Source organism: Anaerocolumna sp., from assembly GCF_032079385.1.
Classification (GTDB): Bacteria; Bacillota; Clostridia; order Lachnospirales; family Lachnospiraceae; genus Anaerocolumna.
Genome location: NZ_DAMAUC010000004.1, coordinates 202,671 through 217,768, shown reverse-complemented (window position 1 = coordinate 217,768; position 15,098 = coordinate 202,671). Strand labels below are relative to the sequence as shown.

The window sequence follows — 15,098 nt, the reverse complement described above, 5'->3', positions numbered from 1 at the left end:
TGATGGAGAGGGTTATGGGATAGCAAAATAACCACTATAGCAGCTTTCATTTTATTATCCCTTTCTATCTTTAGTTTTCTTATTACCTTATTGCTGATACTCTATGCTTTGGAGTTATAATATTTGCAGTAGCTATTCAGAAAGCATTGCTCACATTTGGGATTTCTAGCTACGCAAATCGTTCTTCCATGAGTAATTATCTGTATATTATACCGTATCCAATGATCTTTTGGCAATATTTCCATAAGATCATATTCAATTTTTTCCGGATCCTCTTCTTTTGTAAAGCCAAGCTTTCTTGATATCCTTTTTACATGGGTATCCACCACAATACTTGGTTCGTTATATATATTTCCCCTTATAACATTTGCTGTTTTTCTACCCACTCCCGCCAGTTTGGTCAACTCATCTATATCTTTGGGAACTTCACCGCCATACTCCCTAATAAGGGTTTTCGTACATTGGATGATATTCTTTGCTTTATTGCGATAAAAACCGGTAGAATGAATATCAACCTCCAGTTCTTTTACATCCGCATTGGCAAAATCCTCAAGAGTTTTATATTTTTTAAAAAGATCCTTTGTAACAATATTTACCCTGTCATCCGTACACTGTGCACTTAGTATTGTTGCAATCAGCAGCTGCCAAGGCGTTTCATGGTTCAGATATATCTTAATTTCCGTTGAATACTCTCTATCCAATAAATCTAATATTGCAGCAATTCTTTCCTTTTCCGCTTTGGTAATTCTTTTGCTCACTTACTCATCTCCTTTATGACTGAAAATTTGGCATCCCCATTCAACTTATTTCTATGAAGGTAATCAAATAATATAAACTGGCCTCCTGCTAATTTTTTACCTGTTTTAGCAGATTCCGTTACCTGAATATCAAAATGTTCGATATGGAGATATCTCTTTAATTGAGTAATTTTCTCTCCCGATAAATCTTCGCCTGCATATTTTTCAACCATTTCTTCACTCATATAGAAATCACGAAATCTATTTTTATAAGCTTCCTGATTCTCCGCGAAATAAGGACGGCTTTTTATGTTCTCTCTTAAATACAGGTCAAACATAAGAATATTTTTAAATGTATCCATATCAAAATTCTCTATAAAGTTATGGTTTATAGCTTCATTGGTATGATCTCCTGGAAGCTCCAATTGCTCCGTTATAAAATCAAGCAGGATCTCATATCGGCGTAATCGATTATGGTTAAGCTGAAACAAACCATTTCTCTCATAAAATTCTCCTAATGCCTCGTAAAAATCAAAAGGAGTTTTAAAGTAATGTTCCAGATACATCACTGTATATATAAACTGTCCACTGTTATAATAGACTTCCACCATATCTTCCACCGCTTTTAGTTTTAAAACATCATCAAAACTAAGCCAATTGGTATATAATACTTCAAATGGAGCCTGGTCTTTATAAACAATTCCCATCTCCTGACTGTCATAAAACATGCCGGAACCTTTTAACACTTTTAAAAATCCCAATTGCAGCTGGTCAGGCTTTAAAGCGTATACATCATTAAATGAACTTTTAAAGGATTCATAATCTTCATATGGAAGTCCGGCTATTAAATCCAAATGTTGATGAACGTTTCTTCCTTTATGAATATCGTGAACTACCTGACTTAACCGGTTAAAATCCATATGCCGGTCAATCGCCTTTATAGTTTTAGGGTTGGTAGACTGAACTCCGATTTCTAATTGTACCAAACCTTCCCGCATGGAGTTTAATAAGGCAATTTCCTCTTCATTCAGTATATCAGCTGATATTTCAAAATGAAAATTGGTAATTCCATTATCATGTTCTTTAATATACTCCCAAATGGCCTTTGTATGTGCCCGGCTGCAGTTAAAGGTTCTGTCAACAAACTTTACCTGGGGGACCTTATGGCTTAAAAATGTATCCAATTCCTTCTGAACCAGTTTCATATCCCGAAGCCGTACTCTTTTATCTATGGAAGACAGACAATATCTGCAAGAATATGGACATCCCCTGCTTGTCTCATAATAAATAATCTTATTCTCAAAGTCTTCCATATTCTCGTATGGGAATGGCAAAGTACTAAAATTCATTTCCGGTCGAAAAGGGGTAACAGCAATTTCATTATCTTTGTGGTGGTAATCTTCCTCAATATTTTTCTGTTCTTTTTCCTCTAGCCAAGCTGTCTCTTTAAATGCAATGCCTCTTATGTCAGTTAATTTGATTTTTCTGCCTATGTAGTAGTCTAGCAGTTCTTTAAAGGATTCCTCACCTTCCCCGATTATAATTCCGTCGATGTCCTTATTCTCTCTCAATCGCTTTTCTACGTCAAAAGATACTTCCGGACCTCCTAACCAGATTTTTGTATTAGGTAAAACCTTACGTAATTCTACACATAGCTGATCTATTATTGCTATATTCCATATATAGCAGGAAAGGCCGATAAAATCAGGCTTTTCCCTATATATTCCCTGCAAAATATCATCTGCATAATTATTAATTGTATATTCTTCCAGTTTAATATAATCTCTATACTCTTTTGCATATGCTCTTAAGCAATAAATCGCCAGGTTTGTGTGTATATATTTTGCATTTATTGCTGCTAACAGTACTTTCATTATTACTCCATTCTTAAAAGTATTTAATAATCTGTAATTCCGATTCTGGTTTCTTTATTATTATCATATGATTAACTAATCACTTATTTTATTAATCATTCTATATTTTATCATACTTCTATAGATTGTAAAGTTTTAGATTATTACAGTTTTGTCAGAAAATTTTGTAATGTGGCTTTTCTTCCCCTAACAAAAAGTACCTTAAATAATCATCCAGAAGGATACTTGCCAGCGATAAGAAAAACCAGATGTTAACATACAATAAGCAAATTTGGCCCATAAAGTTATATGGCATATTGGAATAATCCCAAACTTTCAAACCCAGCCATACATTTACTACCAGTCCAACCAGGAATTCAACAGCAGTGATAATACAAGCAGAAAGAACCATTTGACTTACCAGAGCCATCTTATGATTAAAATTCTCATTAAGTAAACCAATCAGCACAAAACTTAAGCCGCCTGCTATAAGCATGGATATATGGGAAAATCCGCGAAATAAAATTTCAATCCCACAATATCCATATCCGCCAATGAAAAATAGAAGAATATATTTTAGAGTATTATTATATAGTTTAATCATACTATTTTCCTCCCTTTCTATGGTATCATAGTTATATTACACAGGAATAAAAAATATGACATTTTCCTTATAGTATTCTCAAATGAGCAATTTATTAGTCATGGAAAAGGGTTCTAAAATAAAATATAGGAATACGCAAAAAAACCTTAATTTCTTTCGAAATTAAGGTTTAAAAGCGGGTGATGGGAATCGAACCCACGTATCTAGCTTGGAAGGCTAGTGTTCTACCATTGAACTACACCCGCAAATATAGTTTTTTGTTAAATAATGCCGGCGACCGGAATCGAACCGGTACGGGAGATTAGTCCCGCAGGATTTTAAGTCCTGTGCGTCTGCCTGTTCCGCCACGCCGGCATTTTTATAACAAATTGATGGCCAATCACCAAATATTGGTTACTTAACCAATCCGTGCTATAAAGCTTCTGACAAGGAAAAATTATAACATACTCTAAATTCATTTTCAAGTAGTATTGAAAATTTTTTTACTTTTTTATATGGAATTTATTACCTCAACAAGGCAGGGAGGCTCTGTTTACTGTATAAGACTCCCTCTTCATTGTACTTGATCAAGTATTATACCTTTAATATACTTTAATTTAAATATACTATACTTCCATATATTCTATATTAATATGCTATCCCCTATATACCGTACTTTATACATCTTTGCCAGACTTACCTACTTTTAAACATGCCATACTTCATATATCTTTTCTCAAACTTACTTTTTAATACATACATGCTTTAAACATCATTCTTAAGATTTTTAATAAACATGCTCTATGCACATTCTTAAGATTTTTAATAAACATACTCTATGCACATTTTCTTATTTTCTAACAATATTCTTTAGTACAACAGAGGAATACGGACTTAAAGTCAGTTTAAGAATACCTGAATGAGTATGGTATATAACGGCTTCCGGACTGTATCCTCTTTCTGTAGTGACTATCAGGGTTGCCAGTGAATCTTCATCAGCAATACATATCTCCCAGGCGTTAATATTAACCGTAACCTCTGTATTGTTATTATTAACCCCAATAATAAATTTATCTTTTTGATCAAATCTTCCGAAGCTGATGAACCCCGAGCTTCCATTTAAGAAACGAATAGATCCCTTTCGAAGAGCTTCATAATTCTTATGGATTCTTATTATATCTCTATGGAAATCAATAAGCCCTTTATCTTCTGTCCCCCACGGATACGTACGTCTGTTATCCGGGTCCGTCCAGCCACAGACACCTGCTTCATCTCCATAATAAACAGTAGGCGCGCCCGGCCATGTCATCTGTATTACTACAGCATTTCGAAAAACACCTTTATTAATATTCTCCTCTGCTGATTTCGGGCCCACATTCCCTACTCTTCCGACCCTTCGGTTGGTCCTTGTTAAAAATCTGGAGTGATCATGATTGGACAATTCATTCATGGCTACAAATAGAGAAGAAGTCTGATACTTTGACATATGGTATTTCATAGCTTGGAAGAAAGCTTCCTGATTATTCAAAAGGTGCTCCCGGTACTCATCACTGTGCTTTTCCATACCCGTAAGAAACCAGGTCACTGGCTCCATAAAGGCATCATAATTCATTACCGTATCCCATTGATCCCCTTTCAGCCAGGAGCTTGGATCACCGTAATGTTCCGCAATGATAATTGCTTCCGGATTACCTTCCTTGACGCTCTTTCTAAAATCACTCCAGAACTTATGATTAAACTCAGGAGAGTGCCCTAAATCCGCCGCAACGTCCAGCCTCCAGCCATCACAGTTAAAAGGCGGGGATACCCATTTCTTCCCGATATCCATAACGTATTGATATAACTTAGGAGATCCTTCATAATTTAACTTAGGAAGGGTATCATGCCCCCACCAGCCATCGTAACTATTATTATTTGGCCATTTATCCTCTTTAAACTTAAAGAAAGATTGATAAGGACTGTTTTTATCTTGAAAAGCACCACTTTCATAGGTACCAGCTTCCTCATAAATACCTTCCCGATCCAGCCATTTATGAAAGGAACCGCAATGGTTAAACACTCCATCAAGAATCACTCTCATACCCCTTTTATGAATTTCCTCAATCAGCCCAATAAGCAATTCATTGCCAGCCTCCAGATTCCTCATATCCGTCACTCTTTTAATATACTTGGATGCCTGACGGTTGGAATAAGCCTCCTGAGCCAACACCTCTCCTCCATCTTCACATATCACCCCAAAATGAGGATCTACATAATCATAATCCTGTGCATCATATTTATGATTAGAAGGAGAAACAAAAATAGGATTCATGTAGATAACCTCTACCCCCAAATTCTCCAAATAGTCTAACTTCTCTTTAACCCCAGCCAAATCTCCCCCATAAAACTCTCTCACACCAAAAGAATCCGGATACTTACTCCAATCCGTAACCCTTTTAGAACCTCCACCAATATAAAAATACTCATTATCTAAAACATCATTATTCATATCCCCGTTAAAAAACCGATCCACATAAATCTGATAAAAAACTGCCCCCTTAGCCCAATCAGGAGTAACAAACCCCGGAGTAATCACAAAATGGAAACTCTCCTGAACTTCCTTCACTACCCCTTCTCTATTATAGCCCCAAACTTCATCCCCCTTTACAATCTCAAAAAAATACTCCACCCTCTCATCTGATAGCTGAAGTCCTTCTTCATAATAATCAAACAAAGTATCACAAAAAGCCTTCCTCATTACCCTCTTCTCATCCCCAACAACCAAAAAAACCAAATCCACATTATCTTTCCCCGCCCGAAACCGAAGCAAAACCCTATCATTTACCAAGGGTTCACAAGGAATTCTATAATCATTAGTCCCATCACTAAACAAAGCATCCAAATTAATCATAAACTCAAAAAACATTCCCTTCATACCAAAATTAATACTCTCTACATTCTATAGCAATCCCTCTCAATAAACAACCAAAAATCAAGAATATTCACTACTATAATAATTACTGAAATAGTCTTTCCCACAACCTTGTTTTCTTGACCAACTTCAAAAGACTATTTCAGTGGTCTCGTCCTTTAACCACAAAAAAAAGGACAGCATTCCGAGCGCTGTCCTTTTTTGGAGAAGGTATTTTTGTTACTTATGGGGTGTAGCAAAAACTATATAATGTATTGGGGTTTACGAGTATTATTATAGCATCGGTACCTCAATAAGTGTGCACAAACATTATAAAATTTATTAACTTTTTTTGTCTGTTTTTGTTGTCTCCGGAAGCAACTTTGGCATACCTTCCAAAAAAATCATATAAAAAACAACATTTATATTATATTTTTTTGTTATCTGAAAATCAGCCTTCTAAAATCGGATTCGGCATATTTTGATCATCCTCATTTGAAGCTATAAAAAGACCTTCGAACTCTTCACGGTTAATTCTTTCTTTTTCAATTAACAATTTTGCACACTCATGAAGAATATCATTATGCTCTACCAGGATTCTCTTTGCCTCATTATAACAATGATCAATAATATTCTTAACTTCGTCATCAATGACTCTCGCTACATTTTCACTATAACTTCTTGTATGGCCCCAATCCCGGCCAATAAATACTTCATCATCATCACTGTCATAATTAATCATACCCACAGTATTAGAGAAACCATACTTAGTAACCATTGCTCTGGCTGTTTTGGTGGCCATCTTAATATCCTGTGAAGCACCAGTTGTAATATCGTCAAAGATAATTTCCTCTGCCGCCCTGCCTCCAAGGCTTACGATTATATCCTGTCTCATTTTCCCTCTGGTATTAAACATTTCGTCTCTTTCCGGTAATGGCATAGTATAACCTGCTGCCCCGGTTCCGGTAGGAATGATGGATACGGTATAAACCGGTCCCACATCCGGAAGTACATGGAATAATATTGCATGACCTGCTTCATGATAAGCAGTGATTCGTTTTTCTTTATCGGATATTACCTTGCTCTTTTTCTCAGCACCGATTCCCACTTTAATAAAGGAACGGTTAATGTCTTCATGATTAATGTAACTTCTGCTTTCCTTAGCCGCTAATATAGCAGCTTCATTTAACAGGTTCTCAAGATCTGCTCCTGTAAAACCGGCCGTAGTCTGAGCGATTTGTTTTAAGTTCACATCTTCTCCCAGAGGTTTTCCTTTTGCATGAACATGTAAGATTTCTTCTCTTCCCTTAACATCCGGTCTGCCTACCATAACTTTACGGTCAAAACGTCCTGGACGTAAGATTGCAGGGTCTAAGATGTCAACACGGTTGGTTGCTGCCATTACGATAATGCCTTCATTGCTTCCAAACCCATCCATCTCAACTAACAATTGATTTAAGGTTTGCTCCCTTTCATCATGTCCGCCACCCATGCCGGTACCTCTTCTTCTGGCAACCGCATCGATTTCATCGATAAATACAATACATGGTGCATTTTTCTTGGCATCTTCAAATAAATCTCTAACTCTGGAAGCACCAATACCAACAAACATTTCTACGAAATCAGAACCGGATATGCTAAAGAAGGGAACACCTGCTTCGCCGGCTACTGCTTTTGCTAAAAGAGTTTTACCTGTTCCCGGAGGGCCTTCCAATAAAACTCCTTTTGGAATTCTGGCACCTACCTGCATATATTTTTTTGGAGTTCTGAGGAAATCTACAATTTCCCTTAATTCTTCTTTTTCTTCATCTAAACCGGCTACATTCTTAAATGTAGTGTTCTTATTCTCATCCTTGGTCATCTTGGCACGGCTCTTACCAAAATTCATCACTTTGCTGTTGCCGCCGCCTCCGCCTGCTGCCTGATTGGATAAGAAAGAAAATAATACTATAATTACAATAAATCCTAATAAATATGGTAATACACTAGTTAAAAACCAATTTGGTTTAGCCGGGTTATGCATTGTATAACCTGGAAAATCCTGCAGTAATGTTGCCTGTACACCTGCAACATCAACAACTGCAAAAGTAATGGATTTATCACCGGTAAAAGTAACTTTGACTTTTCCAGTAATGCCCGATTCATTCGGATAAACATTAACTTCCTTTATGTTATCTTTATTATCTTTTAGATCTTCCAAAAAGTCAGAATATTGATAATTTTGTGTATTTGGATATTCAAAACTGTCCGATAAAAGCAGTGACACTAATATGATGCCAAGGATTATGATATAGAACCCATAACCTTTTAACTGTTTTTTCACTAAATGACCCCCTTTCTAGTTATTCTATCATACCAATATATGGTAAATTTCTATATTTTTGTGCATAATCTAAGCCATACCCAACAACAAATTTATCTGGAATCTGGAAACCTACGTAATCTACATTAACATCAGCTACTCTTCGTTCTGGTTTATCTAATAGAGTACATAGTTTAATACTTTTTGGTTTTCTGCTGTTTAATAACTCTAATAGGTAAGCTAATGTTGCTCCAGAATCAATAATGTCTTCTACTAATAACACATCTTTACCTTCTATGGATTCATCTAAATCTTTGATAATTTTAACTCTGCCGGAACTTACAGTTTCGTCTCCATAACTGGAAACTGCCATAAAATCCAGAGATACTGGAATCGTTAAATGTTTTGCCAGTTCAACGGTAATGAATACACCGCCCTTTAATACGCAGATAAGATGAATTTCTTTTCCTTCATAGTCTTTACTAATTTGTTTTCCTAATTCAGAAATTTTTTTCGCCACTTCCTCCTCAGATATTAATACACTAACTTTGTTATCCATTTCATTTCCTCCATTTAAACTTATCTCAAGTATAGCTTTTGTTTCCTCATTTACTTTATAAGCTTCACTTATTCGGTCTCCAATGACCCACATTATGTGATTGCCATCTGCCAATAAAGGAATCTGATCTCTTTCCTCCCTTGGCACCTTTTTATCAATAAATAAAGATTTAATCTTTTTCCTGCTTGTTTGGGGCTTATTCCCAGACAAGTTGTTCCCTTTGGAAGCAATCTGAATATAATCTCCACTATTCCTTGATCTTATTATAACAGTATTGTTTATTTTATCATAGTCAAACCATTTCGTATACCCATCTTGGGGAATTATTAAATTTTTTTTATATTTTATAATTCGTGCACTAATATTATGATTTATTTCAGTAATATAAGTTTCTCCCGGAATCTTAACTATGTGTTCAAATCCTGCTGACTCCCTTTTAGAGACGCTTCCGGAGGAATCCTTATCCTTACATAGATGTCTATCTGAATTTACAGACATTGTAATATATTCATAGCCCTTTACTGCCTGTATGCCATAGGGAAGATGAAGCTGTTTACCAACTTCTTTTTCCAATAATCCCAGAACAAGTTCGATATGAACAGCATCTACATCTTTTAACCTGCCTGCCAGCCTATAAAACACCTTTCGGATTATTCCTTGTTGAATTACCGGATCTTCCTGTTGCAGTTCTTGTACATTCATCTGAAAGCTGCCCTCTTTGCCGGATATAACAATTTTATTATAAGCAAGATCTACATTCTTTTCCAGATAATTTTCCACAAGCCTTAGCTGATTGGCTGTATGCGCCATATGTTCAACCGCTTTTGCATTAATCTCTTCCTGAGCAAAAGACAATATCCTGTGTCTGATTTTATTACGGCTGTAATCCTCTGTAAGATTCGTTCTGTCTGTACAAAAGCTAACTTTATGCTGTTTTAAATACTCTTCGATTTCCTGTCTGGTAACGCAAAGCAAAGGTCTTATAATAACATCCCGCATGGGACTTATTCCTGTAAGACCTTTTATACTGCTGCCACGAAACAAATGAAACAACATGGTTTCAGCATTATCATTTTTATTATGTGCAATTGCAATTTTATTACACTTGTTTTTTTTAAGACATTGATAAAATGCTTCATAACGTACTTTTCTTCCGGCTTCTTCCTCTGTTAGGCTTTCACTTTTCGCCATATCAGGTATATCGGCTTTTACCGCCCAAAAAGGAACCTTTTCCTTTTCACAAAGCTTTTTTACAAACATCTCATCACGTTCTGCTTCTTCACCCCTTATTCCATGATTGACATGAACCACGAATAAGGAAAGCTCATATGCCGGTACCAATTGCAGCAATACATGGAAAAGGCAGACAGAATCTGCTCCACCGGATACTCCCAGTACAATTCTGTCTCCCTTGGCAATCATATTATATTCAGTCATGTAGTTCTCAATTGTTCTTAGCATTAATACTCTCGTTTCTACGTTTTAATAAGTATGCAACTTTCTTCCATTTTAACTCTATCCGAATTAAATTTCAAGAAGCATAAAGCATTTCATTTGGAATTATCTTCTTAATTTAATTTTTTCCAAAATCCTGCAGCTAATACAGTCATATCGTCTTTTGGCACCCATCCATTTAATTCCAGAGCCTGGTTTAATACTGCATTGGCAATTTCCTGCGGATTATTCATATGCAGTTCCGATATAAACTCCTCTAAGAACTGTTCTTTTTCTTCTCCCGGAATACAATCCACTACGCCGTCGGTAACCATAATAACAAAATCACCATCACTTAGTTTTCTGGATATGGTTTCATAATCCATATGATTGATAACCCCCACTGGAAGAGTATTGGAATTGATGATTTCTACCTCTTTACTCCTTTTTATAAAAGTAGTAGATGCTCCGATTTTAATAATATCACACATGCCGGTGAATAAATTAATAACCGTCATATCTATGGTAGAAAAAGATTGTTCCTCTGCTTTTAATACCAGAATAGAATTGATTAAATTAATTGCTGATTCCTTTCGAAATCCCGCCTCAATAAACTGCTCCAATAAATCTACCACATATTCACTTTCCTCAAAGGCAGCTTCTCCGGTTCCCATACCATCTGCCAAGGTCATAACTACCATTCCTGAATCCGGGTATAGGAAGGAAAAATTATCTCCCGATATTCTTCCACCATCTTTGGTCATTTTAGCCATACCGGTAAATACTTTATAATCTGCATCTTCTACAAACACAAAAGTCTCAAATTCCTTAGCGAGAACATTCTTGCACCCATCAGCCGGACGCATCCTTTTTCCAAAAGCCTCTCCCACTAATTGAGCCGCTTCTTTGGTGGTGATGCATCTACCTTTCTCCGTTCTTGCAATCATGAAGATTTCCTGCTTATTATTTCTCTTCTCTAAGATTGCCATACGGCTTACAATAATGTGATATTCCTTTAGGTGATAGATAATTCTTTTCTGCATGCCTTCCGAAGTATCGGCTGTTTTATATAAATCCAGGGAAAAGTCATCAATGATATTGGCAACCTCATTTAATTGCCCGGCAATGGCCTCTCTGCTTTCAGCCAGGCGGTTATTCCAGGCCAGATTTAACTTGGCAACTTCAAGAACCCTTCTAGCCTCTGCCACATACCGTTCCACCTGAATGCAACGCCCTGCAAAGTCAGTAGGTACTTCGCTAACAGAAATGGTTCCGTATTTATCTACCTCCTCCATAATATGATGGGCTCCCTGGTAGGTTTCATAAAAATTATTTTTCCAGCACGTGTCGCAGTTAGTGCAATCTTTACACAACTGTTCTGTTAATTCATCAAACAGCTCACTTTTATCTTTCTTAGAAAGCTTCCCCTTTTTCTCAGTAATCGATGTAAATGTATCGGATAAATTATGAAAAGAACTTGAAAAATCTTTTAGTTTTCCCCTTGCTACATTTTGAATATTTTGCTTTACAAATACATCTTCCTGGGATTCGTCCCTTGCCAAATCAATTTTTAGCAAAAGAGATTTTGGCATTAATAAGAATATAGCCGCAGTAGAAACTAAAGCACCCAAACTATTTAAATCAAATCTATAATTATGGTATAAATCACTTAATAAGAACACCCCCACAGAATAGACGGCTATGGTAAAAAGGCGTCCAAGTTCCCGAAATGTGCCTGCTATAATCCCAAGCATACACATAAGACCAATTTGATTGATCTGCCCGTCTTTCAGGGCCAGTATAATACCGCAGGCTGCTCCTGCAATCGCACCATACCCTGCTCCGTATTTATATCCAATAAGCAGAATACTAAACAATGCAGCTGTTAAGGTTAAAGAAAAGTCCAGAGCACCCACATTGGGTATCCCATAGATAAATGCCGCCAGTATAGCTGCAATACTGATAATTTGTTCATTGTCTAAAGCTTGTCCCTTTGTGGTAAAGACAATAGCCTCTACCCCCTTCCGAAAGATAAAAGTCAAAGCAAAGATTGCAACTCCTTCTGCCATACCCAATATAATATAGTCTTTTGGATTCACTTTTAATAATCCATTGGCTATGGACATAAACATAGTTACGCCACCTGCCACTCCTGCAACAGCACCTATAGGCAGGCATTTGTTACTATATTCTAACAAAATGACAATAGCAGCAATAACAAGCATGATAATAGAATACTTTGCAATATCCGTAGCAGGGTAAACCGTTGCCATTCCCAGTAATACGGAAGCCAGGATTGCCAATCTTCCCTTCTTGTCTATGTATACTGCGGCAAAAAATCCTATTCCGATTGGATTAATTCCTGCAAATACAGCTCTTCCGATCATAACCCCCATTAAGTTTACGATTATTTTTCTCATGTTAATTTCTTTCATTTATTATGTCCTCCTCATAGATTGATTTTATCTGCTAGACCTGTATTATAGATTTGGAAATATAAAATGTTTGTCAAAATTCCGAATGGGTAACAAAAAAGTTTTTGACAAGAAATTCGTAGAATGCGTATTCCTATCGAATCAAGAGAGTTCAGTCTTTTTAGGAAATTAAGAAGAATTCAGAATAATCAGAAAATTGAAGAGGTTAAAAAAAATTCCCACGGTAAAAAACCGTGGGAATTCATATCTTTTTTATAAATAGCGAAGGACGGATTTGAACCGCCGACACTGCGGGTATGAACCGCATGCTCTAGCCAACTGAGCTACTTCGCCGAAGTGACGAAGTCCATTATAACTGCTTTTTTTTAAAATGTCAACCTCTTAATATAAGTTAAAGTCACAAAAATAACGATTAATCCTCAGACTTAAAAATAATCTCATCTTTATAGACTAATCCAAGCTTTTGTCTTGCCATTTCTTCAATAAATTCTTGAGTCTGCACATAGGCTTTTTTCTTTTTGATATCCTTTGCTTCTTCTTCGGCATCTTCGAGTTCTTCCTGCAGTTCTTTTATTTGTGCCTCCGTCCGTGCATTGCTTTTCGATAATTCCTGCCTTTTATAAATAACGATACCACAGATTAAAAAGACCATAAGAGCAGTGATACCAAGGCCTGTCCTTTTTTTCTTTCTCTTATTCCTATTCCTCAAATTAATCACCTTTTTCATCATCTGATATTGCCATTTTACTCGATTTTCTATTTTTTTTCAATGATAATAATAAATTGTTTTTAATTTTTTTAATCTTGCTAAAAACCCATAAAAAGACTTTTCTAATCTTCTTCAGAATAAAATGAAATGGCTTGAAAATAGTCTTTAAAATCATTCCTATAAAGTGAAACAATCTATGTATAAAAACAGAAACAATATTTACGAAGAAATCACTAATGGCATGATGAAAAATCAACATGCCTATGAGCATGGCCAAAATGGAGAACCCACGTATAATACCATTGTTTTGCTTGTACATCATGCGAAAAATAAGAATACTGCAAGTAACCCAATAAATAATGTCTTCTATTGCAACAAAAAAACTGTTGTGCTTAATCACTCGTCTGAATATACGAAGCAAATCGTAAAATACGATTAATAGCATTCCCCAGATTATAGAGGCGGTAAAAAAGCGCAGTTCTACCATAATTACTTTATTCATAACTGCATAACCCCCTGCCTATTTAAATAACTTACTAATAAATGATTCACCGGACTTGCCATAAGTATTATTATCAGAATAGGTAAGGCTGTCAATTTTGCCATCTATATCAACTTCACCTTTTTCTAAGGTAAGACGATTTACATGTAATTCATTCCCCCGAAGCATCAATATGCCCATTTCTGTTTCCAAAAGAACCTCACCGGCATCAAAAGACAGAACATCCTTTACTCCGGTAATGGTAGCCGAACTTCTTGCGTTAAGATTAACTTTATGATTTCTTTGAACCTGTAATTTATCTTCCATAAATAAAAGCCTCCTAATATACTTTATCTCATTTCAGTATATTAAAAGACTTCTGATTTCATTCCAAAATAATAGCATTTATAAGTACTTGTATAATTCTTTTGCATCATCTTTTCTGGTTGTTTCCTGAACATCCAGCACTTGAACCTTTACTGCTTTGGTACCAAAGCCGATCTCAATAACATCATTCACTTTTACCGCCGCAGATGCTTTGGCAGTTTTTCCGTTAATTAAAACACGACCTGCATCACAGGCTTCATTAGCAACTGTTCTGCGTTTTATTAATCTTGATACTTTTAAGAATTTGTCTAATCTCAATTAAAACACCTTCCTTATGAATTTTACTTGATTTATAGGATTACAAAAAAGAAGCTGCCACGCAAACCACATTCCTCGAATAAACATCACCAGTAAACATGATTCCCAATAACAGCTTCCTTTGAATTGTCTTAACTATGCGTTAATTACGTCCTTTAAAGCTTTTCCTGCTTTGAACTTTGGAGCTTTAGATGCTGCAATAGTAATTACCTCTTTTGTTTGAGGATTTCTTCCTGTTCTAGCTGGTCTGTCAGCTACCTCAAAAGTACCGAAACCTACTAATTGAATTTTTTCACCTTTTGTTAATTCTTCAGTTACTACATCGATAAATGCTTTTAATGCTTTTTCTGAATCCTTTTTGGATAATTCTGTTTTTTCTGCAATTGCTGCAACTAATTCTGCTTTGTTCATGGATAGACTCCTCCTCTAAAGTATTTATTATGTTTTTAATAATCAAATGAATTATATAA

Annotated in this window: 12 protein-coding genes, 3 tRNA genes and 1 pseudogene; all 16 read right to left on the bottom strand. The window is 35.9% G+C overall.

Annotated features, from left to right (window positions below; genetic code table 11):
- Positions 1-101: 101 nt before the first annotated feature.
- Entirely contained in the window at positions 102-758 is a 657-nt protein-coding gene (gene nth / locus RT261_RS05515; protein ID WP_313130405.1) for an endonuclease III, read from the bottom strand.
- Positions 755-2,611: a B12-binding domain-containing radical SAM protein gene (locus RT261_RS05510; RefSeq protein ID WP_313130403.1), complete on the bottom strand. Its 1,857-nt coding sequence runs from the start codon at positions 2,609-2,611 to the stop codon at positions 755-757. Before RT261_RS05510 ends, nth begins: the two co-directional genes overlap by 4 nt.
- 154 nt (positions 2,612-2,765) lie before the next feature.
- Positions 2,766-3,194: a putative ABC transporter permease gene (locus tag RT261_RS05505; protein WP_313130401.1), complete on the bottom strand. Its 429-nt coding sequence runs from the start codon at positions 3,192-3,194 to the stop codon at positions 2,766-2,768.
- 174 nt (positions 3,195-3,368) lie between these two features.
- Positions 3,369-3,439 (bottom strand) — tRNA-Gly (locus tag RT261_RS05500).
- 23 nt (positions 3,440-3,462) lie between these two features.
- Positions 3,463-3,548, bottom strand: a tRNA-Leu gene (locus RT261_RS05495).
- Positions 3,549-4,023: 475 nt separating this feature from the next.
- Complete coding sequence (locus RT261_RS05490; protein ID WP_313130398.1) at positions 4,024-6,087, bottom strand: glycoside hydrolase family 13 protein; 2,064 nt, start codon at positions 6,085-6,087, stop codon at positions 4,024-4,026.
- A gap of 427 nt (positions 6,088-6,514) precedes the next feature.
- A complete protein-coding gene (gene ftsH, locus RT261_RS05485; protein ID WP_313130396.1) occupies positions 6,515-8,386 on the bottom strand; it encodes an ATP-dependent zinc metalloprotease FtsH in 1,872 nt (623 codons plus the stop codon).
- Between the two features lie 19 nt (positions 8,387-8,405).
- A complete protein-coding gene (gene hpt / locus RT261_RS20990) occupies positions 8,406-8,924 on the bottom strand; it encodes a hypoxanthine phosphoribosyltransferase (RefSeq protein ID WP_334308245.1) in 519 nt (172 codons plus the stop codon).
- A gap of 45 nt (positions 8,925-8,969) precedes the next feature.
- Positions 8,970-10,346 (bottom strand): annotated as a pseudogene (gene tilS / locus RT261_RS20985) (tRNA lysidine(34) synthetase TilS); the annotation flags it as partial.
- A gap of 146 nt (positions 10,347-10,492) precedes the next feature.
- Positions 10,493-12,793 (bottom strand): stage II sporulation protein E, encoded by a 2,301-nt coding sequence (gene spoIIE / locus RT261_RS05475; protein WP_313130391.1) that lies wholly within the window; start codon positions 12,791-12,793, stop codon positions 10,493-10,495.
- 259 nt (positions 12,794-13,052) lie between these two features.
- Positions 13,053-13,126: transfer RNA gene (locus tag RT261_RS05470), tRNA-Met, on the bottom strand.
- A 79-nt stretch (positions 13,127-13,205) separates the two neighbouring features.
- Complete coding sequence (locus RT261_RS05465) at positions 13,206-13,502, bottom strand: septum formation initiator family protein (protein ID WP_313130389.1); 297 nt, start codon at positions 13,500-13,502, stop codon at positions 13,206-13,208.
- 1 nt (position 13,503) lies between these two features.
- Entirely contained in the window at positions 13,504-14,004 is a 501-nt protein-coding gene (gene yabQ / locus RT261_RS05460; protein WP_313130387.1) for a spore cortex biosynthesis protein YabQ, read from the bottom strand.
- An 18-nt stretch (positions 14,005-14,022) separates the two neighbouring features.
- A complete protein-coding gene (yabP, locus tag RT261_RS05455; RefSeq protein WP_313130384.1) occupies positions 14,023-14,310 on the bottom strand; it encodes a sporulation protein YabP in 288 nt (95 codons plus the stop codon).
- A gap of 78 nt (positions 14,311-14,388) precedes the next feature.
- Positions 14,389-14,628 (bottom strand): RNA-binding S4 domain-containing protein, encoded by a 240-nt coding sequence (locus RT261_RS05450; RefSeq protein ID WP_313130382.1) that lies wholly within the window; start codon positions 14,626-14,628, stop codon positions 14,389-14,391.
- A gap of 135 nt (positions 14,629-14,763) precedes the next feature.
- Positions 14,764-15,039, bottom strand: a complete 276-nt coding sequence (locus RT261_RS05445; protein WP_091688851.1) for an HU family DNA-binding protein — start codon at positions 15,037-15,039, stop codon at positions 14,764-14,766.
- Between the last annotated feature and the right edge of the window lie 59 nt (positions 15,040-15,098).